The organism is Arthrobacter sp. 10N44_2, from assembly GCF_056394385.1.
The window spans coordinates 1-21799 of record NZ_JBFTHT010000012.1; the positions used below are offsets into that span (position 1 = coordinate 1).

At 67.7% G+C, this 21799-nt stretch carries 15 protein-coding genes; 9 read left to right on the forward strand and 6 right to left on the reverse strand.

What is annotated here, in order from left to right:
* Positions 1-238: 238 nt before the first annotated feature.
* The 3 genes from AC1DBX_RS13465 (at position 239) to AC1DBX_RS13475 (ending at position 4459) form a co-directional block, all read left to right on the forward strand.
* On the forward strand, positions 239-1117 hold the full coding sequence (locus AC1DBX_RS13465) for a hypothetical protein (RefSeq protein WP_476931972.1): 879 nt from the start codon (positions 239-241) through the stop codon (positions 1115-1117).
* A 175-nt stretch (positions 1118-1292) separates the two neighbouring features.
* Complete coding sequence (locus AC1DBX_RS13470) at positions 1293-2837, forward strand: DUF4192 family protein (protein WP_476931973.1); 1545 nt, start codon at positions 1293-1295, stop codon at positions 2835-2837.
* A gap of 284 nt (positions 2838-3121) precedes the next feature.
* Entirely contained in the window at positions 3122-4459 is a 1338-nt protein-coding gene (locus AC1DBX_RS13475) for an RNA polymerase sigma factor (RefSeq protein WP_018772396.1), read from the forward strand.
* A 257-nt stretch (positions 4460-4716) separates the two neighbouring features.
* Here the strand turns inward: AC1DBX_RS13475 and AC1DBX_RS13480 are convergent, their stop codons facing one another.
* Complete coding sequence (locus tag AC1DBX_RS13480) at positions 4717-4938, reverse strand: DUF7455 domain-containing protein (RefSeq protein WP_026266251.1); 222 nt, start codon at positions 4936-4938, stop codon at positions 4717-4719.
* A gap of 250 nt (positions 4939-5188) precedes the next feature.
* Here AC1DBX_RS13480 and AC1DBX_RS13485 point away from each other — a divergent pair, with 250 nt between their 5' ends.
* Positions 5189-7297 carry a DNA gyrase/topoisomerase IV subunit B gene (locus AC1DBX_RS13485; protein ID WP_018772397.1) on the forward strand — a complete coding sequence of 703 codons (2109 nt, stop codon included), beginning with the start codon at positions 5189-5191 and terminating at the stop codon, positions 7295-7297.
* Positions 7298-7466: 169 nt separating this feature from the next.
* Positions 7467-8993: a M20/M25/M40 family metallo-hydrolase gene (locus AC1DBX_RS13490; protein WP_476931974.1), complete on the forward strand. Its 1527-nt coding sequence runs from the start codon at positions 7467-7469 to the stop codon at positions 8991-8993.
* A gap of 101 nt (positions 8994-9094) precedes the next feature.
* Here the strand turns inward: AC1DBX_RS13490 and AC1DBX_RS13495 are convergent, their stop codons facing one another.
* Together AC1DBX_RS13495 and AC1DBX_RS13500 are read right to left on the reverse strand one after the other, a co-directional pair.
* A complete protein-coding gene (locus AC1DBX_RS13495; protein WP_223917105.1) occupies positions 9095-10084 on the reverse strand; it encodes a M56 family metallopeptidase in 990 nt (329 codons plus the stop codon).
* A 6-nt stretch (positions 10085-10090) separates the two neighbouring features.
* Positions 10091-10477, reverse strand: a complete 387-nt coding sequence (locus tag AC1DBX_RS13500; RefSeq protein WP_476931975.1) for a BlaI/MecI/CopY family transcriptional regulator — start codon at positions 10475-10477, stop codon at positions 10091-10093.
* Positions 10478-10796: 319 nt separating this feature from the next.
* Here AC1DBX_RS13500 and AC1DBX_RS13505 point away from each other — a divergent pair, with 319 nt between their 5' ends.
* The 4 genes from AC1DBX_RS13505 (at position 10797) to AC1DBX_RS13520 (ending at position 18207) form a co-directional block, all read left to right on the forward strand.
* On the forward strand, positions 10797-12392 hold the full coding sequence (locus AC1DBX_RS13505) for a cytochrome ubiquinol oxidase subunit I (RefSeq protein ID WP_476931976.1): 1596 nt from the start codon (positions 10797-10799) through the stop codon (positions 12390-12392).
* A gap of 62 nt (positions 12393-12454) precedes the next feature.
* Entirely contained in the window at positions 12455-13504 is a 1050-nt protein-coding gene (gene cydB / locus AC1DBX_RS13510; protein ID WP_476857967.1) for a cytochrome d ubiquinol oxidase subunit II, read from the forward strand.
* Between the two features lie 8 nt (positions 13505-13512).
* The gene (cydD, locus tag AC1DBX_RS13515; RefSeq protein WP_476931977.1) at positions 13513-17166 is read left to right on the forward strand and encodes a thiol reductant ABC exporter subunit CydD; all 3654 of its coding nucleotides are present in this window, start codon (positions 13513-13515) and stop codon (positions 17164-17166) included.
* 21 nt (positions 17167-17187) lie between these two features.
* The gene (locus AC1DBX_RS13520) at positions 17188-18207 is read left to right on the forward strand and encodes a GNAT family N-acetyltransferase (RefSeq protein WP_476931978.1); all 1020 of its coding nucleotides are present in this window, start codon (positions 17188-17190) and stop codon (positions 18205-18207) included.
* Between the two features lie 65 nt (positions 18208-18272).
* Here AC1DBX_RS13520 and AC1DBX_RS13525 read toward each other — a convergent pair whose 3' ends face one another.
* The 3 genes from AC1DBX_RS13525 to AC1DBX_RS13535 all read right to left on the reverse strand — a co-directional run bounded on the left by AC1DBX_RS13525 (position 18273) and on the right by AC1DBX_RS13535 (position 21797).
* Positions 18273-18791 (reverse strand): DinB family protein, encoded by a 519-nt coding sequence (locus tag AC1DBX_RS13525; protein WP_476850461.1) that lies wholly within the window; start codon positions 18789-18791, stop codon positions 18273-18275.
* Between the two features lie 175 nt (positions 18792-18966).
* Positions 18967-19590, reverse strand: a complete 624-nt coding sequence (locus AC1DBX_RS13530) for a DUF305 domain-containing protein (RefSeq protein ID WP_476859814.1) — start codon at positions 19588-19590, stop codon at positions 18967-18969.
* A gap of 761 nt (positions 19591-20351) precedes the next feature.
* A complete protein-coding gene (locus AC1DBX_RS13535) occupies positions 20352-21797 on the reverse strand; it encodes a multicopper oxidase family protein (protein ID WP_476931979.1) in 1446 nt (481 codons plus the stop codon).
* Positions 21798-21799: the final 2 nt, after the last annotated feature.

Genomic DNA, 21799 nt, shown 5'->3' on the forward strand with positions numbered 1-21799 from the left:
TCCAGGCCGACGCTTGTACGCTCGAACATAGCTGGAACCTCCAATTTCAAATGTGGCTCTACCTGTCCGCCAAGTCTGGCAGGCAACCCACGTCCCGCTTTGAAAAGGAGGTTCCAGCCCGAAAAACCCGGCTACCTCATATCGTCTAGCCCTCACAGCAGCACCTCCCACCCTCCGACGCCGTCCCAATACGGGAAGGACAGCCACCGCTTTGCCCAAAACAACCGAAGGAGCCACCATGAAAAAGAAGATCTTCGGCGCTGCCGTGCTGATCGTAGGCACCGGCGCCGCCCTGGCCGCGGCCGCCATCCCGGCCGCGTCGGTCACCGCGTCCCCGGAGCCCGTCCCAGGGATCATCCGCCAGGCAGAGGCCTACGCCTCAACAGATCCGATAGCCGAAAAGGGCATGCAGGAGGCTGTCCGCCGCTGCATGGCCAAGGCCGGCTTCGACTACACACCGCCCGCCTCCGAGACGACTATGGACCTCAACGGAGCCATCGGATTCAAACGGCTCACGGTCGACGCCGCCAAAGCCAGCGGCTACGCCAGCACCCGACCGCAGGGACCTCACGAGCCGGCTCCCGGGTCCGCAGACGGCAAACTCTTCGCCAATCCAGCCTTCACCAAGGCACTCACCGGGCCCGGGGACACCGCGTCAATGACCACGGTGGACGGTATGGGAACGTCCTCCGGCGGATGCCGCGGCGAAGCCATGACACAGATCTACGGCAGCGCGGAAAACTACATGCTCGCCACCGGCATCGCCTCCAACTGGTTTTTCCCGGCCACCCTGTCCGCCTCCGGCGACTCGGGCATTACCAAAGCAGTCGCTGACTGGGCGGCCTGCATGAAGGAAACCCCTTACGCCTCGTTTTCTAACCCGGGGCAGGCCGCCGATGCCGGTAAAACTGCGGGCGGCCAGGAAGAGTTCAGAATCGCCGTGACCGACGCCGTCTGCCGGGACAAGACCGGGTTCCACGCTGCCCTGGACAAAGTCCTGGACAAATACCTGACAACCCGCATGCAGGAACTCGCCCCGCAGATCGCGAAGGTCAAAGAGATTCGCCGCGCCGCGGACGCAAACGCGGCAACGGTGGAGGCCAATGCATCGAAATAGTGCGGTTTAGTGCGGTTTGGCGAAAGGCCGGCGTCCTGTCGTCATTCGGGGGGCGGGGGGAGGACACCGCCCGTTGGCGCTGGTTCCGCCATAGTGGTTCCGACTTCGTCGCGGTTATCCACATAGCGCAACCCGGTACTGTCGCCGGGGACGCAGCCGCCGCGAAGCTGGACTTATGACAGCTCCCGATCACCTGAGAATTACCGGCCCCGAAGACATTCTGGGCTTCATCCCGCACTCCCTCGGTTACTGGCCGGAAGACAGCCTCGTGGCCATGACCTTGCAGGGGAAACGCCTCGGAGCCACCTTGCGGGTCGACCTCCCCGTGCCCGGAGGCGGCTCAGGCCGGAGGGACATGCTGGCCGGTTTTGCCCGGAATGTCGTGGCCTATCTGCAGGCGGACGACGCGGCTGACGGTTCGCTGCTGGCCTTCTTCACTGACGCTGAGGCCGGCGCCGATACGCAGACGGACAGCGCCGGCGACGGCCATGCGTGGGCGGACCTGCTCAAAGAACTCGAGCTTGCCCTTGAGGCAGCCGGATTGCCCGTGAGGGACGCCTGGATTATCGGTACTGAGTTCTGGCGCAACGCAGACTGCAGCGATCCGGAATGCTGTGGGATGCCCGGCCGTCCGGTCGAACAGATCAGGAACAGCAGGCTCAACGCCGAGATGGTCTACCGCGGCAGCAGCGTCGGCGCGGTCCCCGGCGCCCAGGGGACCACCCCGGCGCCGCTGCCGGTGGACCCCGCGGTGAGCCTTGCCGAGTGCGGCTGGGCGGAGCAATTCTCTCCTCGACGGCGGGACCGGGCCCAATTCGACCAGGTCCTCGACGTCTGGATGATGGCCATGCAGGCCGCCATTGGCCAGGAGCACCTTCCTGTCCCCACCGCGGGTGACGTGGCTAGGGGTGCCGTCCCCGACCCCGGAACCACCGACGCCGGGACCGACGCCGGAACCACCGACGCCGGAACCACCGACGCCGGGACCGACGCCGGAACCACCGGCTCCGGGACCGACGCCGGAACCACCGGCTCCGGGACGCCCGATCCCTGGACCATTGGCCGGCCGCTTCAGCTCTCACCGGAACTCGCCGGCTACCTGCGGGCCAGCCTGTGCATTCCGTCATGGCGGGATGCGGTCCTGGTGATGGCGGCCGCCGGACGGTCTGCGGCCGAACGCGGCGCCGAGGACTTCGGTATCTTCGACCCGGACCCCGGGTCCGCCGCTTTCCCCGATAACACGCCCGCCTCACGGCTCCGACCCACGCCCAGCCCCCTGCCGGGTCCAATGTCCGGCCGCACTTCCCGGTCCAAGTCCGCTCCGCGGATACCCCTGCCGGTGGCACCCGGCAGCGGCGGGTCCGCCGGCGGCGCCGTGCCTGCAGCCGGGGCTGTTCCCGGTTACGGGGAAGTCCTGCTCGGACTGGCGCCGTCGGTTCCGGACTGGACCCTGATGGTCGGGCTCGAGCGGGTCCTGGAACGGCTTGGCCGTCTTGGTGACGGGGAGGCAACGGCGGCCGCCGTGACGGCGCGGGGCTGGATCGAATGGTGCCGTGGCCGCGGCTCCTACGCCGACGCGCTCTACCGGCAGGCCTTGCAGGGCCAGCCGGGGTACAGGCTCGCGGAACTGCTGGCAGAGCTTGGCCGGCGCGGCACCCTTTGCGGCTGGGCTGCCAGGCGGGAGGCGGCCTGGCAGAAGTTTGCCCCGGACGCGGCATGAGGTCCTGACGCGGCGGGCGAAGCCGCCGCGATATCGTCGACCCGGCGTCGCGAAAGGCGCCCGGCCTGAAAACCGTGAGACAATGGTTGCCGAGACCCGGTTGGGTCCGTGTATCAAGTGCCCTAAATGTTCCTTGGAAACAGGGAACATTAAGGCCGCGCCAGCAGTTCTACTAAGTGGCTCTGCTGGTCGTGGTTGCACCTGATGTTGAACACGGACTTGACAGGGTCATAGTGGTGTTGCCCGTATGGTGATTCCGCAGACCGCAGCTAGAAAGGTTTTCAGTGACCCCGTCTTCCGCGAAGAAGGAACCCGCCGACCAGGCCGAATTGTCCCCTGAGGAGAAGAAGGCGGCGACCAACGCCAAGCGCGCCGCCACGCGCGCAGCCAACAAGGCTGTCAAGGACGCCGCTTCCGCAGAGGGTGGCGACACCGTAACCGGAGTCGCCAAGCCTGAGCCCAAGAAGCGCGGGCCCAAGCCCGGCGCGAAAGCCGCGGCAGAAGCCGCCGGCAACTCTGCCAGTACGTCTGACGATGACGTCGACGCCGAAGAGGATCTCGACGACATCACGCCCGACGCCGCCGAGCTCGGCGACGAAGTAGAAGGCGAGGAAGTCGCCGGCAAGGCCGCGGCCACCACCGGCTCCGGCTTCGTCTACTCCGACGCCGACGACGACGACGCTCCGGTGCAGCAGGTTATGTCTGCCGGCGCCACCGCCGACCCCGTCAAGGACTACCTGAAGCAGATCGGCAAGGTCGCCCTGCTGAATGCCGAACAGGAAGTAGACCTGGCCCTGCGGATCGAGGCCGGTCTCTTCGCTGAAGAAAAGATCGCAGCCGACGACGGCACCATGGACCCGAAACTCAAGCGCGAGCTCGAATTCGTCATCCACGACGGCAAGCGCGCCAAGAACCACCTGCTGGAGGCCAACCTCCGCCTCGTCGTCTCGCTGGCCAAGCGCTACACCGGGCGCGGCATGCTGTTCCTGGACCTGATCCAGGAAGGCAACCTGGGCCTGATCCGTGCGGTGGAGAAATTCGACTACACCAAGGGCTTCAAGTTCTCCACCTACGCCACCTGGTGGATCCGCCAGGCGATCACCCGCGCCATGGCTGACCAGGCCCGCACCATCCGCATCCCGGTGCACATGGTGGAAGTCATCAACAAGCTGGCCCGAGTCCAGCGCCAGATGCTGCAGGACCTCGGCCGCGAACCCACCCCGGAGGAGCTGGCCCTCGAACTCGACATGACCCCGGAAAAGGTCGTGGAGGTCCAGAAGTACGGCCGCGAGCCCATCTCGCTGCACACCCCGCTTGGCGAGGACGGCGACTCCGAATTCGGCGACCTCATCGAGGACTCCGAAGCCGTGGTTCCCGCGGATGCCGTGAGCTTCACCCTGCTGCAGGAACAGCTGCACTCGGTGCTGGATACGCTCTCCGAGCGCGAAGCCGGCGTGGTAGCGATGCGCTTCGGCCTTACCGACGGCCAGCCGAAGACTTTAGACGAAATCGGCAAGGTCTACGGTGTGACACGTGAGCGCATCCGCCAGATCGAATCCAAGACCATGTCCAAGCTGCGGCACCCGTCGCGCTCACAGGTCCTGCGCGACTACCTGGACTAAGCGCCACTGGTCGCAGACCGGGTAAAGGTTCTCAGCAATGCGGGGTCTCTTCCCGCCCATCCTCACCGGAGGAACGGGCAGGAAGGGACCCCGCATTGCTTTTTGCCGCCGCAGCCGGGTGCACGGCACTTAACCGACCCGGCACCTGACGAAACAGCACTTAACGAATCAGGGCCCCTCCGGTATGGAGGGGCCCTGATGCAGTGGTCTCAGGTCGCCCGGAACCCTGTAGGGTGCCGGGCTGAAACCGGTGCGGTCTAGTCGACCGGAACCGGGGCCTTCTGGTGAAGGCGGTCAGTCTCATCATGCCAGTCTGAACTGAGCGGCTTGAGGGTCGGTTCTACGGCGCGTGCGTGGTGGCCGCAGAAAAGAAGCTCACCGCCGGAGGCACCGAGAACAACTCGGACATATGCCTGTGCTCCGCAACGATCGCACCGGTCTGCGGCGGTCAGTGTGCGGTCCGCAACTGCTGTTGTCATGTTCGGCCTCCTTAGTAGATCGGTATACCTATATAACCAGCATTCGTGGCCAAACCATGGCACGGATGGCCTACTTTCGCTGTCCGCGTATCACGTCTCAGTAACGGCGGGTGGCCGGAGAGCCCCCGCGGGGAGTGGCAGACCGTCGATCACCCGGAGTCCGACTAACCTAGGAAGTGCGTCAAATTCTGTGACTGCCGCCTGCGCACGCTGCGGTGGCTGTCCCGATCCTTTAAGGAGTTCACGACCCGTGGCACCCAGTTCTGATTACACTGCCCGGCACCTCTCCGTGCTGGAGGGCCTCGAGGCCGTCCGTAAGCGCCCGGGCATGTACATCGGCTCCACGGACTCCCGCGGCCTCATGCACTGCCTCTGGGAAATCATCGACAACTCCGTCGACGAGGCCCTCGCCGGCTTCGGCCACGACATCAAGATCATCCTCCACGCGGACAACTCGGTCGAGATCCACGACGACGGCCGCGGCATCCCCGTGGACGTCGAACCGAAAACCGGGCTGACCGGCGTCGAAGTCGTCTTCACGAAACTGCACGCCGGCGGAAAGTTCGGCGGCGGCTCCTACACCGCTTCCGGCGGCTTGCATGGCGTGGGCGCCTCGGTGGTCAACGCGCTCTCGGCCCGCCTCGACGTCGAAGTGGACCGGGGCGGCAAGACGTACAAGATGTCCTTCCGCCGGGGGGAACCGGGCCGGTTCAAGGATCCGGGCACCAAGCCGGACCCCGCGACCCTGTTCGAACCCTTCATCGACGGCTCTGTGCTCGATGTCGTGGGCAAGGCCAAGCGCGGCGTGACCGGAACCCGGATCCGCTACTGGGCGGACCGGCAGATATTCACGCCCGACGCCAAATTCTCCTACGATGACCTCGCCGCGCGTGCCCGCCAGACCTCGTTCCTGGTCCCCGGACTGAAGCTCACGGTCCGGGATGAACGCAGGATTGCCGGCACGCCCGGAGAATCGGGCCCGCATGAAGAGGTCTTCCACCACGACGGCGGCATCTCCGAATTTGTCGACTTCCTCGCCGCCGACCCCGCCGTCACGGATATCTGGCGCCTCCACGGTGCCGGGAAATTCAAGGAAACCGTCCCCGTCCTCGACGAAAAGGGCCACAGCCAGCTCGCGGAGGTCGAACGCGACTGTGAGGTCGACGTCGCGCTGCGCTGGGGGATCGGCTACGACAGCACGGTCCGGACCTTCGTCAACATCATTTCCACGCCCAAGGGCGGCACCCACCAGTCCGGCTTCGAGCAGGCCCTGCTCAAGACCTTCCGCAAGGCCGTGGAGACCAATGCCCGCAAGCTCAAGGCCGGCAACGACAAGATTGAAAAGGACGACATCTTCGCCGGCCTGACCGCGGTCCTGACCGTCCGGCTGGCCGAACCGCAGTTCGAGGGCCAGACCAAGGAAATCCTGGGCACCTCCGCCGTCCGGGCCATTGTGGCCAAGGTGGTGGAACAGGAGATCACCGCGAAGCTGACCTCCGCCAACCGCAACGACAAGGCCCAGTCCGCGCTGCTGCTGGAAAAGATCGTCAGCGAGATGAAGTCCCGCATCTCGGCGCGCGTCCACAAGGAAACCCAGCGCCGCAAGAATGCGCTGGAAACCTCCTCCATGCCCACCAAGCTGGCCGACTGCCGCACCGACGACGTCGGACGCTCCGAACTGTTCATCGTCGAAGGTGACTCCGCGCTCGGCACCGCCAAACTGGCGCGGTCCTCCGACTTCCAGGCGCTCCTGCCGATCCGCGGCAAAATCCTCAACGTCCAGAAAGCCTCGGTGGGGGACATGCTCTCCAACGCCGAGTGCGCTGCCCTGATCCAGGTGGTGGGGGCCGGTTCCGGCCGCACGTTCGACATCAGCGCCGCCCGGTACGGCAAAGTGATCCTGATGACCGACGCCGACGTCGACGGCGCCCACATCCGGACCCTGCTCCTAACGCTCTTCTTCCGCTACATGCGTCCGATGATCGACGAGGGGCGCGTCTTCGCCGCCGTCCCGCCGCTGCACCGGGTGGAGGTCGTCAACGCCGGCCAGAAGGCCAACGAGATGATCTACACCTACTCCGAGGCTGAGCTCCATGTCCTGCTGGCGCGGCTCGCCAAAGAGGGCAAGCGCTACAAGGAGCCGATCCAGCGGTACAAGGGGCTGGGCGAAATGGATGCCGAACAGCTGGCCGAAACCACCATGGACCCGCGACACCGGACGCTCCGCAAGGTCGGGATCGAGAACGCCAAGCAGGCCGAAGAGACTTTCGACCTCCTCATGGGCTCGGACGTGGCGCCGCGCAAGGACTTCATCATTGCAGGCGCCGCCAATCTGGACCGGGAGCGCATCGACGCCTGACGTTCCGCCGGCGGGGACGGGCCCGGCGACGGAAATCTGTGCCGTCGCGGCTGCTTCGCCGGCGTCTGGTTCTCTCAACCTTTGCCCAAGGTGCTTCCGATAGCTTCATCTCACCCTTGCGGGCAAGGACGCCCGGATTGGATTCCGCAGCCGAATCCAGGAGAACCCTATGAAGCAACGCCGGAATATCCGCCGTGCGGCCATCGCCGCCTCGATCGGACTGGCGGCCAGCCTTGCGCCGCCCGCACTCGCTGACAACGGAACAAACACGGCACCCCTGCGTGCTGCCGTGTCGGCAACAAACATCATGAAACACCTCGCGGCCCTCCAGGCCGTCGCGGACGCCAACGGTGGCACGCGGGCTGCCAGCACTCCGGGATACGAAGCCTCCGCCCGGTACATCGAGCGCAAGTTGTGGGCCGCCGGCTACACCCCGGTCCGCCAAACCTTCCCCTACGAGCGCTACGACACCGTCTCGGCGTCGATGGAGCGCCTCTCGCCATCCCCGCGGACCTACGCCTATGACGCCCCGGACGGCTTCCTCGATATGAACTATTCCGGTTCCGGCAACGTCACGGCCCCGCTGAGCGCCGTCGACATCAACCTGGCCGGCGACCGGGCCTCCACCAGCGGCTGCGAGGCAGCCGACTTCGGCGGGTTCACGGCGGGCAACATCGCCCTGATCCAGCGCGGCACCTGCACCTTCCGGATCAAGGCGGACAACGCCGCCGCGGCCGGGGCGGCCGGCGTCATCATCTTCAACCAGGGCAATGCGGACCCGGCGGACGAGCGCTTTGCCCTCTTCGGCGGCACGCTGGACGCGCCTCAGGCAGGTATCCCGGTGGTCAGCACCAGCTTCGCCACCGGCGCCGAACTCGCCGGGCTGAACGGCGTCAGCATGCACCTCGCCGTGAACTCCACCGTCACCAAGCTGACCTCGTTCAACATCCTGGCCGACACCGGCGGACGCGCGGACCGCACCGTCCTGGTGGGGGCTCACCTGGATTCCGTGCCGGAAGGGCCGGGCATCAACGACAACGGCACCGGGACAGCCGCGATCCTCGAGACGGCGATCCAGCTGAAGGCGTCGGGCCAGACCCCCGTGAACAGGGTCCGCTTCGCCTTCTGGGGAGGGGAGGAGCCCGGACTTGTCGGCTCCGACTTCTACACATCCCAGCTGACGGCGAGCCAGATCAAGGCGCACGCGGTCAACCTCAACTTCGACATGGTCGGCTCGCCGAACTTTGTGCGGTTCGTCTACGACGGCGACGGCTCCTCCTTCGGCACGAAGGGCCCCAATGGCTCCGGGCTCGTCGAGAAGGTCTTCCTGGACTACTTCAAGTCCCAGAACCTGCCTACTGCGCCGACCCAGTTCGACGGGCGCTCGGACTACTCCGGATTCATCAACAACGGGATTCCGGCGGGTGGCCTGTTCACCGGCGCGGAAGACCTTAAGACGGCGGCGGAAGCGGCAGTGTTCGGCGGGACACCGAACGTGGCTCATGACGCCTGCTACCACCAGGCCTGCGACACTCTCGCCAACGTCAACACCACTGTGCTGGAGCAAATGGCCGACGCGATCGCCCACTCGACACTGACCTTCGCCATGACCACCTCGGCGATCAATGGAACGTCCAAGGGCAACGGGTCCGGCAACGTCGACCTCCAATTCAAGGCCAGCAAGCTGCTGAAATAGCGGCGCAGATGGCTAACCTGCACGAAACCGGCCGCTCCGCCGCTCCTGTGGCGGGGCGGTCCGGCGTGGGGGCCGGATGATAAGACTGGCAGGGGCCGGACTTAGCCGAGCAGGCCGGGGACCAGCAGCAGGGCCGTCGGCACTGCCAGGAGCAGCACGCAGCAGGCCAGGACAGCGGCGCGCAGCGGTTCCGACAACGGCGGCTGCGGCGAGAGCAGGCGGCTGACGCGTGACGCCGTCGTGCCCGCCGAGCCGCTGCCTCCGGTGGCGCCGGGCTGGCTGGGGTCGCCGTCGGCCACGCCGGGCTCGCCGAACGCCAGGCGCACCGCGGGGGTGGCCGGGGACCCGCTGGCCACAATGGCAATCGCCCTGATCAGGGTCGCCTTGCTCTCCGTCTTGAGCGCGACGTCGTCGGCCAGCATCTCGATCAGGGAGTTGACCGACTCCTGCGCCAGCCGGGTGGTGGGCAGCCACGGCAGCGCCTGGCGCCACGCGGCGAAGGCCCACAGCAGGAGGTGGTGGCGCTGGCTCAGGTGCGCGTTCTCGTGAATCAGCACGGCACGCAACTCATCGGGCTCCAGGGCGGCCATGAGGCCGTCGGAGAGAACCGTCACGGACCGTGCGCCGCCGGGCAGGCAGTACGCCACCGGCGAGTCCACGTTCAGGACCATCGTCCCCGGGCCGTCGGAGGACGGCGACGCCAGGAGGTCCAGCAGCTCGCGGTGGCGGCGGCGCTGGCGCTGGATCTTGTAGTAGGTCAGCAGCAGGGTAAATACCAGGTGCGCCGTCAGCAGGGCCGCGGCCGAGAGCGCAAAGATGTGCCAGAAGCCCAGTTCCGTGGTGGGGGCATTGTGGAAGACCATGCCAGCCAGCGCCCGCAGGCCGGAGAGCAGGTTGTCCCCGACCGGCTCGAGCCCGTAAACCAGCATGGCACCGATCATGGACAGGCCACCGGCCAGCGCGATCGCCTGCCACAACAGCATCGCCGTGAAGGGGGAGCGGGCCGGCCACTGGGCACGGGAGAGGAGGACAGGCACCGGCCACGCCAATGCTATCGCCAGGACCGCCAGAAAATATGAGGTCCAGAACATCGGGCGCTAGCTGCGGCCCAAAAGCTTGCGCAGGGTTTCTGCCTCGTTATCCGTGACGGAACCAATGAACCGGGCCAGGACGGCTTCGCGGTCCGGAGCCGAGCCGAGGACCTCGTGCATGAGTTCCGCGGTGTGGTCCGCACGGCTCGAGACGGCCTGGTAGCGGTGCGGGCGGGTGCCGCGTTCGCGTTCCACCAGACCCTTCCGCTCAAGGCGCGAGAGTACGGTCAGCACCGTGGTGACCGCGAGGTCTTTGCCCACGTGTCCGGCGCTGCCGTCCTGGGGCTGGGTGCTTTGTGCGAGGAGGTCCCGCAGAGCGTTGGCTGTCGCAGCTTCTTGGCCTGCCCAGAGCAGGTCCATCACTGCCCGTTCCAGTTCACCGAGACTTGCCATTGCGTACATCCTTCTATGCCTGCCGCGCCGGCGTCATGCTGGGAAACTGCTGGTGCCTGCCGGGGCGGTGTGTGTGAATACTTCGTTTACAAATTTACCGCGTTTTGCGCATTCTTTCTACATGAAGTAGAACACGGCCGCCCGGCGTGTCGCCCCGCCGGCCCGCGGTGGCGGGAGAGGGTCTTTGTTCCATTGCAGGCCGTGACGTGCCGTGGGAGTCTGAGTTACGGGGAAGCGACGATGTGTTCTACACTCTGTAGAAGAATTACTTCTACGCCACGTAGAAGTTGCTCGGACCTAGCCAAAAGTAGGGACTGCCTTGGACGCCTTGGAAATCGCACGCTGGCAATTCGGAATCACCACGGTCTACCACTTCATGATGGTGCCGCTCACGATCGGCCTCGGGCTGGTGGTGGCTGTGATCCAGACGCTCTGGTACCGCACCGGCAAGCCGGAATATCTGCGCATGACCAAGTTCTGGGGCAAGCTCTTCCTGATCAACTTCATCATGGGCGTGGCCACCGGCATCGTGCAGGAGTTCCAGTTCGGCATGGCCTGGAGCGAGTACAGCCGCTTTGTCGGTGACGTCTTTGGCGCCCCGCTGGCCCTGGAAGCGCTTTTGGCGTTCTTCGTCGAGTCAACCTTCCTGGGCCTGTGGATCTTCGGCTGGAAACAGCTCAAGCCCGCCGTCCACCTGGCCTGCCTCTGGATCGCCGTCATTGGTTCCGTCTTCTCGGCCTACTTCATCATCGTGGCCAACAGCTGGATGCAACACCCCGTCGGCGTCGAAATGGTCAACGGCCGGCCCGTCATGACCGACGCGTGGGCCGTCTTCACCAACAACACGGCCCTGGTCGCCGTGCCCCACACTCTCTTCGGCGCCCTCGCCGTCGCCGGCGGGTTCCTGCTCGGCATTGCCTGGTATCACCTGTGGCGCCGCCGCCACGACGGCATCGACACCATCGGGGCCGACGGCAAGGTGATCCCCGGCGAAGCCGCCGGCATCCTCGGCCGGGACCGCAGTGACCACACCGTCTGGATCCGCTCGCTGAGGATCGGCGCCGTCGTCGCCATGATTTCCTTCGCGGGCACCGCCGTCACCGGAGATCTGCAGGGCAAGCTCATGTTCGAGCAGCAGCCCATGAAGATGGCCGCCGCCGAGGCGGCCTGCCATGATGGCACCGGCTTCTCGGTCCTCAGCGTCGGCAACCTCGGCGCCAAGAACTGCGATGACATCGTGGCCGTGATCGAGGTCCCCGGCATCCTGTCCTTCCTGGCCAAGGGCGACTTCACCACGGAGGTCAAGGGCGTCAACAGCCTGCTGGGCGAGTACCAGGCCAAGTACGGCACCACCCTGCCGGACAACCCCATCTACGGGGACCGCGCCGGACAGCAAATCCAGTACGTGCCCGTCATGGAAGTCACCTACTGGGGCTTCCGGATGATGATCGGCTTCGGCGGCGTGGCCGCCCTCGCCGCCCTCCTGGCACTGTGGGCAACCCGCAAGGGAACCGTGCCGGCCTCCCGCGGCCTCATGCGCCTGGCGGTGTTCGGGATCCTCGCACCGTTTGGTGCCAACGCGGCGGGCTGGATCTTTACCGAGATGGGCCGACAGCCGTTCGTCGTCGCCCCCAACCCGGACCCCAGCGGCATCGACCAGGTCTTCATGTTCACCGCCGCGGCCGTCTCACCGGGTGTTTCGGCCGGTGAGATCCTGACCTCCCTCGTGGTCCTGACCTCCATCTATGCTGTGCTGCTGGTGGTGGAGGTCAAGCTCCTGGTCAAGTACATCCGCGGCGGCGTGGCCTCGGCCATGCCGGAACTTGCCCACGCCCCCGTTGACGAAAACGAGGACACCACCCCCCGGGGCGGTCCCGGCAAACCCGACGACGACGTCCTGGCGTTCGCCTACTAGGCGCCCGCCCGGCAACCCACCACCCAGCAACCCACACGAAAAATACGCAGAGGATTCTCAGCATGGAACTGCTACCCACCATCTGGTTCGTTGCCATCGCGGTGCTGTGGACGGGCTATCTCTTCCTCGAGGGCTTCGACCTCGGCGTCGGCATGCTGATGAAGGGATTCGCCCGGAACAACACGGAACGCCGCGTCCTGATCAACACGATCGGCCCGGTCTGGGACGGCAACGAAGTCTGGCTCCTGACCGCCGGCGGCGCCACCTTCGCGGCGTTCCCGCTCTGGTACGCCTCGCTGTTCTCCGCCCTGTACCTGCCACTCCTGCTGGTCCTCGTGGCGCTCATTTTCCGGGCGGTCGCCTTCGAATACCGCGGCAAGGTGGACAACCCCCGGTGGCGCGCCCGCTGGGACTGGGCCATCTCGGCAGGGTCGTTCGTCGCGGCCTTCGGCGTCGGCGCCGCACTGGCCCTGACCACCACGGGACTGCCGCTGAACGCCAACGGCGACCGCGAGGGCGGCCCGTTTGCCTGGTTCAGCGGCTACGCCGTGCTCGGCGGGCTCGCCGTCGTCGGGTTTTCCCTCCTGCACGGTCTCGGGTTCCTGGCCCTGAAGACCGACGGCGAGGTACGGCACCGGGCGCGGGCCTGGTTCGTCCGGCTGCTGCCCGTGCTGCTGCTGCCCATGGCCGGCTGGGCGGTGAGCCTCCAGCTCCTCAGCGGCGAGGCGTGGACCATCGCCGCAGTGGTCGGCGCCGTCGTCGCCGCAGTCCTGGCGTGGAATTTCGCCCGCAAGGGTGCCGAAGGCCGTGCCTTCATGTCGCTGGGTGCATTCCTCCTGCTCGGCAGCGCCTCCATCTTCGGTGCCGCCTTCCCCGTGGTCCTTCCGTCCACGCTGGATCCCGCGTTCAATCTCACCGTCTCCAACGCCTCGTCCTCGGACTACACCCTGGGCCTGATGAGCATCGTGGCCTGCATCGGGCTGCCGCTGGTCCTGGCGTACCAGGCCTGGACGTACTGGGTGTTCCGGCGCCGGGTGAGCGCAGCGCATATCCCGGAGGCGCACAGCTTCCTTCCCGCGATCGCCGCCAAAGCGCTGGCACCGAAGGACTAACTTCCCAGATGAGACCGTTCCCCGCCGGCCCCTCGACCCGTTCCGCCCTCTACCTGCTGGGACTGCTTGCCGCCCTGAAAGCCCTCTCGCTCGTGCTCATGGCGCAGGCAGTGGCATCGATGCTCGCCGGGCTCGCCGCTCATGACCCCGCCTGGGCAGACCAGCTGGTTCTGGGCGCCGCGGGGGCGGTGCTGCGCTCGCTGACGGTGTGGGGCCAGTCCGTGGCCTCACGCCGGGCGGCGCTCGGAGTGAAGGAGGAGCTGCGCTCGCAACTGCTGGAGCAGGCGCTCAGGAACGGCACGCGGTCTGCCGGGCCCGCCGACGGCGGCCTCGCCGTGCTGGCCACCCGGGGGCTGGACGCCCTGGATAGCTACTACACCCAGTTCCTGCCCGCGCTGGTGAACTGCGCGGCCATTCCGCTGCTGCTGGGCGCCCGCATCCTGTTCGCCGACTGGGTCAGCGCCGTGGTGATCGTGCTGACGGTGCCGCTGGTGCCGCTGTTCATGATCCTGATCGGGCGGTACACCGAGGAACGTGTCAGGGACGCCCAGTCCGCGCTGGCACGGCTCTCCGGGCACATGCTCGAGCTCGCCAAAGGCCTGCCCGTCCTCGTGGGCCTGGGCCGGGCCTCCGCCCAGCGCCAGGCGCTGGAGGACATGTCCGAGGAATATCGTTCCCGGACCATGGGGACTTTGCGCACGGCCTTTCTTTCCGCCCTGGCCCTCGAGCTCATCTCGACGATTTCCGTGGCGGTCGTCGCCGTGTTCATCGGCGTCCGCCTGGTCAACGGCGACATGGCGCTTGAGGCAGGGCTGCTTGCGCTCATCCTCGCTCCCGACTGCTACCTTCCGCTCCGGGAGCTCGGCACCGCACACCACGCCAGCGACGACGGCCGGGCAGCGCTCGCCGAAACCACAGCGGTCCTCGCGGATCCCGGAGCTGCGCCCCTGGATCCGACGCCGGCCTCCGTTCCTGCTGCCGGCCCGCCCGCCGTCACCGTGGACGGACTGACCGTCCGCTTCGGCGGACGCACGGACGCCGCCGTCGGACCGTTGAGCTTCACCGCCGCCGCCGGCCAGATCACGGCACTCGACGGTGCCAGCGGCGCCGGCAAGAGCACCGTGCTCGGAGTCCTCGCGGGGACCATCGGGACGGATGCAGGGACCGCCGTGTCCGGACGCCTCGGAGGATTCACGACGGCGGATCTCGCCTGGGTGCCACAGCATCCCGTCATGTTGGCTTCCACGGTGCTGGACGAGATCCGCCTGTATCTCGGCGTTCCCGCCGACGAAGCCGACGCCGCCACGGCCGGCACCGAGGCGGGCGCGGAAGCCGATGCGGCAGCGCAGCGGTGCCTGGCAGCCGTGGGCGCGGGGCACCTGGCGGCCAAGCACCCGGCCGAGCTGAGCCCGGGGGAGCTGAGGCGGGTTGCTCTGGCCCGCGGGCTGGCGAGGATCGAGGCCGGCGCCCGCGTACTGCTCCTGGATGAACCCACCGCCCATCTGGACCGGGGATCGGCCACACTGGTCAATCGGGCCCTCGCCGGGCTCCGGGGAAAGGTCACCGTGCTGCTCGTTGCGCACGACCGGCACACCCGGGACCTTGCCGACACTCTCGTCGCGGTTACGCCGGGAGCCGGCGGCCACCACGGCGGTGAACTTCCGGCCCTCGTCCCGCCACTGCCGGCATCCGCCGGGGGAGAGCCGGGCGTGCAGGCGGCGGCCACCCGGGCGCCCTTCCTCGTGGACGCCGCGGCGCCGGGCCAAAGCCAGACCCCGGACCCAACCCCGACCCCGGATCCGGCCCCGGGCCGCCCCGAAACCGGCCCCGCTCCTGCCGCGGCCGCCGGTTCGGTCAGCTCAATCGGCTCCGGATCCGGCTCCGGCTCCGGCGCGGCGGGCCCGTCCGGTTCGGTCCCTGCCCAGCTGCGTCGCCTGCTGGCCCCGGTCAAGGGCCGGTTCGCCGCCGCCGGAGCCGTAGGCACGTTGGCGGCCCTGTTCGCCGTCGCCCTCGCGGGGCTGTCCGGCTGGCTCATCATCCGGGCCAGTGAACAGCCGCCCATCCTGTACCTGCTCACCGCGATCGTCGGCGTGAGGTTTTTCGGCGTCGGCCGGGCGTGCCTGCGGTACTCCGAGCGGTTGCTGCTGCACGATGCCGTGTTCGCCGCCTTGACCCGGCTCCGGGGCCGGCTCTGGGAGTCGCTGAGCCGCCGGGCGCTGTCCCTGCGCCGGCTCCTGCAGGGCGGCAACGTACTCGGCACGGTGGTGGACGACGTCGACACGGTCCGCGAGCTTTTGCCCCGCGTCGTGCTGCCGCCCGTGACCGCCGTCGCTGTCGCCGCGGCCGCAGTGGCCGGGATCGGACTGCTGCTTCCCGATGCGCTGCCTGCCGTGGCCGCGGCAGCGCTGCTGAGCATCGTCGTTGCCCCCGCCCTGGCGTTGGCCGCCGACCGCATGTCTGCCGGCACCGAACAAAGCCTCCGTTCCGGCGTGCTCCGTCACGTTGCCGCAGCCCTGGACGCCCGCGCGGAACTGCACGCGAACGGCGTCAGCGCCCCCGTGCTCAATGCGATTGGCCGGGCGGACCGGGCCGCGACGGCAGCCTCACAACGGTCGGCATGGGCGGAGGGTCTCGGCCAGGCCCTGACCGTCCTGGCCTGTGCCGGGGCCGCCCTGGCCAGCGCAGTGCTGGCCGCCCCGCTCGCCCTGAGCGGCGCGGTCAAACCGGAGACTGTTGCCGTCGTCGTCCTCGTGCAGCTGGCCTTGGTGGACCCTTACGCGGCCATCACCACGGCCGTGCGGCAGTATCCCGCGCTGCGCGCCGTGATGCGGCGGATCGGCGCGGCAGGAGTCCTGGAGGCCGGGGCGGACAGTGACGCGGACGGCGGCGCCGCAACGGGCGGACTGGTACCCGTGGCTTCGCGGCCCGGCGGCCGGCCAGGGATTGAACTCGTGGACCTCGCTGCCGCGTGGCCTGGCGGCGGAAATGTCTTCAGCGGACTCACGGCCGAGGCCGGCCCCGGCCGCTGGCTGGCCGTCACCGGCGCCTCCGGCTCCGGCAAATCGACCCTGCTGGCCACGGTCCTGGGGTTCCTGCCGGCGGCCGGCGGCCACCTGTACCTGAGCGGACGCGCCGCCTGGTGCCCGCAGGAGGCACACCTGTTCGATTCGACCATCCGCGGCAACCTTCTCCTGGCGCGGCCGGAGCCAGCTCCCGCCAGGACGGACAGTGCGCAGCGAGGACCCGGCGGCGCCGTGGTGGCCAACGGGGACGAGCAGATGCGGGCTTCCCTCGACGCCGTCGGACTCGGCCCGATGCTGGCCCGGCTCGAGGACGGCCTGGACACCCGGATCGGCCCGGGCGGGGCCTTCCTCAGCGGCGGAGAGCGTACGCGCCTGGCCGTTGCGCGCACGCTCATGACCGGGGCCGACGTCATCCTGCTCGATGAACCGACGGCGCACCTCGATGCGGAGTCAGGCAGGCTCATGCTCGCCGAATTGCGCGACGGGCTGCGCGACCGGACCGTTGTCCTGGTCACCCACAACCCGGACGATATCGACGCCGCGGACACCAGGCTGGACCTGGACGCCGCAGCCGCGGCTGCCGCCGTGGGCGCCGCGGGGGAGGGTCCAGCGGCGGCGGCCGTGCTGGCGCGCGGGTAACCCGCCTATTAGCCTGTTGCCATGAACCGCAACGGCGAGCTCCACCCCCGGCCCGCGCTCGATCCCCGGCTGTCCTGGCGGCCGGCGGAGCGCCGCTACCTCGACGCGTGGGCCGGGCTGATTGCCCGCACGGCCGCCGTCGAGCAACCCGTCTGGTTCGAACGCCAGGCGGATCTGGAACAGATCCTGGAGTCGAAAAATAACCCGGCAACGGCAAACACCATCATCGGCTTCGATCCGGAGGGCGTTGCCCGGGCTTACGGCCGGATCACCAAGAACCGCGACGGTGACAAGGCGAACGGCTCCGGCTGCGTTGACCCCGAGTGGCAGGGGAGCGGGATCGGCACCTCGCTGCTGGGCTGGATGGAACAGCGGACCAGGGACCGCTTTGCCGAGGACGGGGGGAACGGGGACGTCCCGCGCCCGAGACTACGGCTCCATACCGAACAGCAGCACCAGCACCAGGCCACCTTGTTTGCCGGTTCCGGCTACGGCGTTGTCCGCTATTACAACGAGATGCACCGGCCACTGAACCAGGCTGTGCCTGAATCCTCCCTGGACCCCGGACTGGAGCTCGTCACTTTTGGTCCGGAGTTGCATGAACCGGTGCGGCTGGCGCACAACGCGGCATTCCGGGACCACTGGGGCAGCGAGCCCCGCGACCAGGAGGGTTGGGGCTTTGTGGTGAATGATCCGCAGGCCCGGCCGGACCTGAGCGGCGTCGTGCTGGACCGTTCTACCGGCACGGTGGCCGGGTACCAGTTGGCCACCCACGACGTCGGGGCCGCCCTGACCCGCGGCTTCCGCGAAGGCTACACGGAGCTCCTCGGCGTCCGGCGGGAGTACCGTGGCCGGGGCATCGCGCAGGTGCTTTTGGCCGATGCCATGCGCCGCTTCGCGGCCGCGGGCATGGACGTGGCCTCGCTGGATGTCGACTCGGAGAACCCGACCGGGGCCCTCGCGCTCTACATCAAGATGGGCTATGTGGCCGTCAACCGGAGCATGGCGTGGGACAAGGAGCTTCAGCCGGCAGCGCCGTAGGGGCCGCCTCGGGGAACCGCAGACCTGCGCCTGCCCGCCGGCCGTCCGCGCGCTGGTTCTTCGCGTTAGCCGTCCACGTCGTGGAGATGGTGGACGACGTCGTGCAGGAAATACTGCGCGAAGGTCAGGACAGTGAACACTGAGCCGTTGCTCCGGGTCCCCAAGCGGACCCAATCCTCCTCCGTTACCCGTGCGAAGGACGCTGCAATCTGCTCGCCCTCGGCCGTCAACTCGACGCCGACCTGGGCTGGATCGGCGTTGGCGTAGTCCTGCTCGATTGCCGTCTTGTCCTGGTCCCAGTCATCGAACCGGGCATCGTCCTCGGACAACATGAGGGACAGGCGGTGATCGAAAAGCGTGAAGACGTCCCGGACGTGGCAGCCATACTCGAGGACGGACCACGCTGCCTCGTTGGGCCGTTCCGTCGCGTCCGGACGTCGGAGGGCTGCACGCCACCGCGGGAGCATGCTGATGACGATCCCCGGCGCCGTGGCCGGGGTCGCGGCGGAGGCATCGAAACCGCACTCGGGGCAGGGCCGCGACAGGACCCAAGTCCAGTCCTTGGAATCCGGAATGATAGGCATTCCAGCAGTGTAGGTGCATTTGTTCCGCCGGGCATCCCGACCCGTCGCTGCAGCCGGTGCGGCACCCAGGTACGAGGCCAAAGCAGCACCGCCGTCGGCCGATGCTTTGACGACGTCGGCCGTGGCCGCCCAGTTGACGGCCCCGGTCCGAAGACGGACCGGGGCCGGGACGCTGCTAGAGGCTGGCCAGCAGGTCCTTCATCTCCTGGATTTCAGCTTCCTGGGCGGTCACGATTGCCTTGCTGAGGCTGATGGCGTCCGAGTTCTTGCCTTGGCTGCTTTCAGTCTTGGCCATCATCACCGCGCCCTCGTGGTGGGCGATCATCTGGGCCAGGAACAGCTTGGCCGCGTCGTTGCCCTGGGCGGCGTCGAGCGTCTTGAGGTCGTCGTCGCCCATCATCCCGTCGCCCATGCCATGGCCGGACGCCATCTGGGTGGGTTCGTTCCAGGTCTTGAGCCAGCCCGTCATCTGCGCGATTTCGGGTGCCTGTGCGGCCTTGATCTTGGTGGCGAGTGCGGTGATCCGCGCGTCCATGCCCTGTTTCCTGAGCATCATGTCGCTCATTTCCACGGCCTGGGCGTGGTGCGGAATCATCCCTTGGGTGAACATGGTGTCTGCCGCGTTGTGGCCTGCGGTTGCGGGGGCTGAGCTGGATGCCATGCCCATGCCGCCGCTGACCATGCCCGGCATGGTGTTAGTGGGTGTGCTTCCGGAGGTGCCGGCGCAGCCGGCAAGGGCGATGGCGGCGGAAATGCCGAAGGCAGAAATTGTGGCAGAAATGGTCAGGGTTTTCTTCATGGGGTCAAGTCCTTCAATCATCAATCGGCGTCGTGGCACGCCTGCGGATGACACGCCCGCGCCGCTGGAAGAACGGGATGGAGCGTGTCGGGTAAGTAGGGACGCCGGGCACGACACGGCGCGATCCCGTCTTACGTCCGGCTGATGGACAGATCGCCCGGTGAAGGACTTGCGGGGAGATAGCAGTAGGCCCAGACGGCGGCGTCGGCGTGCGTGTCCGGGTTGTGCATTGAGGCCGGTGCCGTGCCAGGCGGGGGCGCGGCCAGGGACGTCATTGCCGCCGAGGGCGCACAGGCCGAGTGCATTGACGCAGCGTCGGCGCAGTTCGATTGGCATACGCACGAAGCCGCTGGGGCAGCGGCCCGGCTGTCGGCCGTCAGGTCGGGACCGGCTGGGGTCGCAGGGCGCGGAGCCACGGAGTCATGGCCCATGGTGCGCTCTTGCAGGGCATGGGCGGCCGGATGAGGTGCGAGGTTGGTCTCCGGCCGGGAAGACGACCCCGCGGTTTCCGCGGAGGATGTCACCGCGGTCATGGCATGAGCGCCATGCATTCCGGTCATGATGTGCATCCCGAGGAATCCAGCCATGACCGCCAGCAGGCCCACTAGCAGGAATCCGCGGCGAAGGGCGGTTGCGGCATGGCCCATGAAAGCTGCGGCCATGGCATTCTCCCTCCGGTTGGCAGTGTTGGACGGTAGCCAGGTTAAGGCTACAGGCTGCGCATTGGCCGGGCCGTCGTCGGGATACTTGCTCCCGCTGGGCTAGCGGACTTCGATGACGCCCATCATTCCTTGGTCCTCGTGGTCCAGGATGTGGCAGTGGTACACGGAGCGGCCGGTGAAATCCTTGAAGTGGATCCGGACCTGCACCTGTCCGTTGGCGGCTATGTTGACGACGTCACGCCAGACGGGCTGGCCCGGCGCCTGCCTCTGTTCTTCGATGATCTGCATCGGCCAGACGTGCAGGTGGAAAGGATGGTCCATCGGGCTGGGATTGATCAGGGTCCACTCCTCCACCGTCTGCGCGGCCACGGTGGTGTCCGTCCGGCTTGCGTTGAATTCACGGCCGTTGATGGTGAAAGTCATTCCCATCCCCATACCGCCGACGGCGAAGGTCAGCTGCCGGCGAGCGGCAACGGCCGCGGTCCTCAGGTCTGCCGCTGCGGGCCGGGCCGGCACCGCCGGAGGAGGAGCGGCCGGGGCGCCGGAGACCGAGAGGGTCGCCAGCACGAGGTCCCCTATGCCCTGCGCGCCGTTGGGGGCTGGCCCTGCCGGTCCCATCACGCCGGCCATGCTGCCACGGTTGTAGTAGACGGCACCGAGAGTGGCGTCGCCCTCGACAGCTGTGACCAGGACATCTGCACGGTTGCCCGGCGCCAGCAGCACCTCGTCCACGTTCCGGGGTGTGGGGAAGCGGCCGGAATCCATGCCGAGGAGCTGCATCTGCTGCCCGTCTAGGCGCAGCTGCAGGTAGCGGGCCACGCAGGTGTTCACGATCCGCCACCGCTCACGCTCGCCCGGCCGGGCGGAAAGTTTCGGGTTGCTTTGGCCGTTGACCAGGACAAGTTCACCTTCCCGGCCGAGCATTCGGTCCATGGGCGAGGGGCCGGCGACGGTTCCGGAGCCGTCCAGGGTGATGTCAGAGACGACCATCACCCGCTCGCGGCTGACGTCCACGGGCTGTGCGTCCTCGACGATGATCGCACCGAACAGGCCGGCGAAAATCTGATCGGCGACCATGCCGTGATGGTGGGGGTGGTACCAGTACACGCCGGGCGGGTGATCCGCAGGGAGCCGGTAATCGTAGCGGAACGAGTGGCCGGGCTCGACGACGTTGAAAACGTTGTCTCCGTTGCCCTGGGGTGAAACGTGGAGTCCGTGGACGTGCAGGTTTGTCGGGACGTCCATGCTGTTGACCAGCTCGACGGCGAACACGTCCCCACCCCTCAAACGCAGGGTTGGGCCGGGGATTCCGCCGTTGTAGCCAAGCGCCGAGGCCTGCTGGCCGCCGAGCTGCACTGAGCCAGCTGACGCTTCGAGCCGGACCTGCAACTGTCCGTTGCTGCTGCGCAGCTGCTTCGGCTCGGTGAAGTCTCCGCCCGCGACGGACGCGAACCGGGAACTGACCGTCCACCAGAGCCCGGCTCCGCCGGCGGCTACGGCTGCCGTGCCGAGGCCGCCCAGCAGGAGCGCGTTCCGGCGGCTCATTG

Coding starts and splice junctions, on each gene's coding strand:
- AC1DBX_RS13465 (WP_476931972.1), top strand. CDS start 239: ATGAAAAAGAAGATCTTCGGCGCTGCCGTGCTGATCGTAGGCACCGGC.
- AC1DBX_RS13470 (WP_476931973.1), top strand. CDS start 1,293: ATGACAGCTCCCGATCACCTGAGAATTACCGGCCCCGAAGACATTCTG.
- AC1DBX_RS13480 (WP_026266251.1), bottom strand. CDS start 4,938: ATGACAACAGCAGTTGCGGACCGCACACTGACCGCCGCAGACCGGTGC.
- AC1DBX_RS13490 (WP_476931974.1), top strand. CDS start 7,467: ATGAAGCAACGCCGGAATATCCGCCGTGCGGCCATCGCCGCCTCGATC.
- AC1DBX_RS13495 (WP_223917105.1), bottom strand. CDS start 10,084: ATGTTCTGGACCTCATATTTTCTGGCGGTCCTGGCGATAGCATTGGCG.
- AC1DBX_RS13500 (WP_476931975.1), bottom strand. CDS start 10,477: ATGGCAAGTCTCGGTGAACTGGAACGGGCAGTGATGGACCTGCTCTGG.
- cydB (WP_476857967.1), top strand. CDS start 12,455: ATGGAACTGCTACCCACCATCTGGTTCGTTGCCATCGCGGTGCTGTGG.
- cydD (WP_476931977.1), top strand. CDS start 13,513: ATGAGACCGTTCCCCGCCGGCCCCTCGACCCGTTCCGCCCTCTACCTG.
- AC1DBX_RS13520 (WP_476931978.1), top strand. CDS start 17,188: ATGAACCGCAACGGCGAGCTCCACCCCCGGCCCGCGCTCGATCCCCGG.
- AC1DBX_RS13525 (WP_476850461.1), bottom strand. CDS start 18,791: ATGCCTATCATTCCGGATTCCAAGGACTGGACTTGGGTCCTGTCGCGG.
- AC1DBX_RS13530 (WP_476859814.1), bottom strand. CDS start 19,590: ATGAAGAAAACCCTGACCATTTCTGCCACAATTTCTGCCTTCGGCATT.
- AC1DBX_RS13535 (WP_476931979.1), bottom strand. CDS start 21,797: ATGAGCCGCCGGAACGCGCTCCTGCTGGGCGGCCTCGGCACGGCAGCC.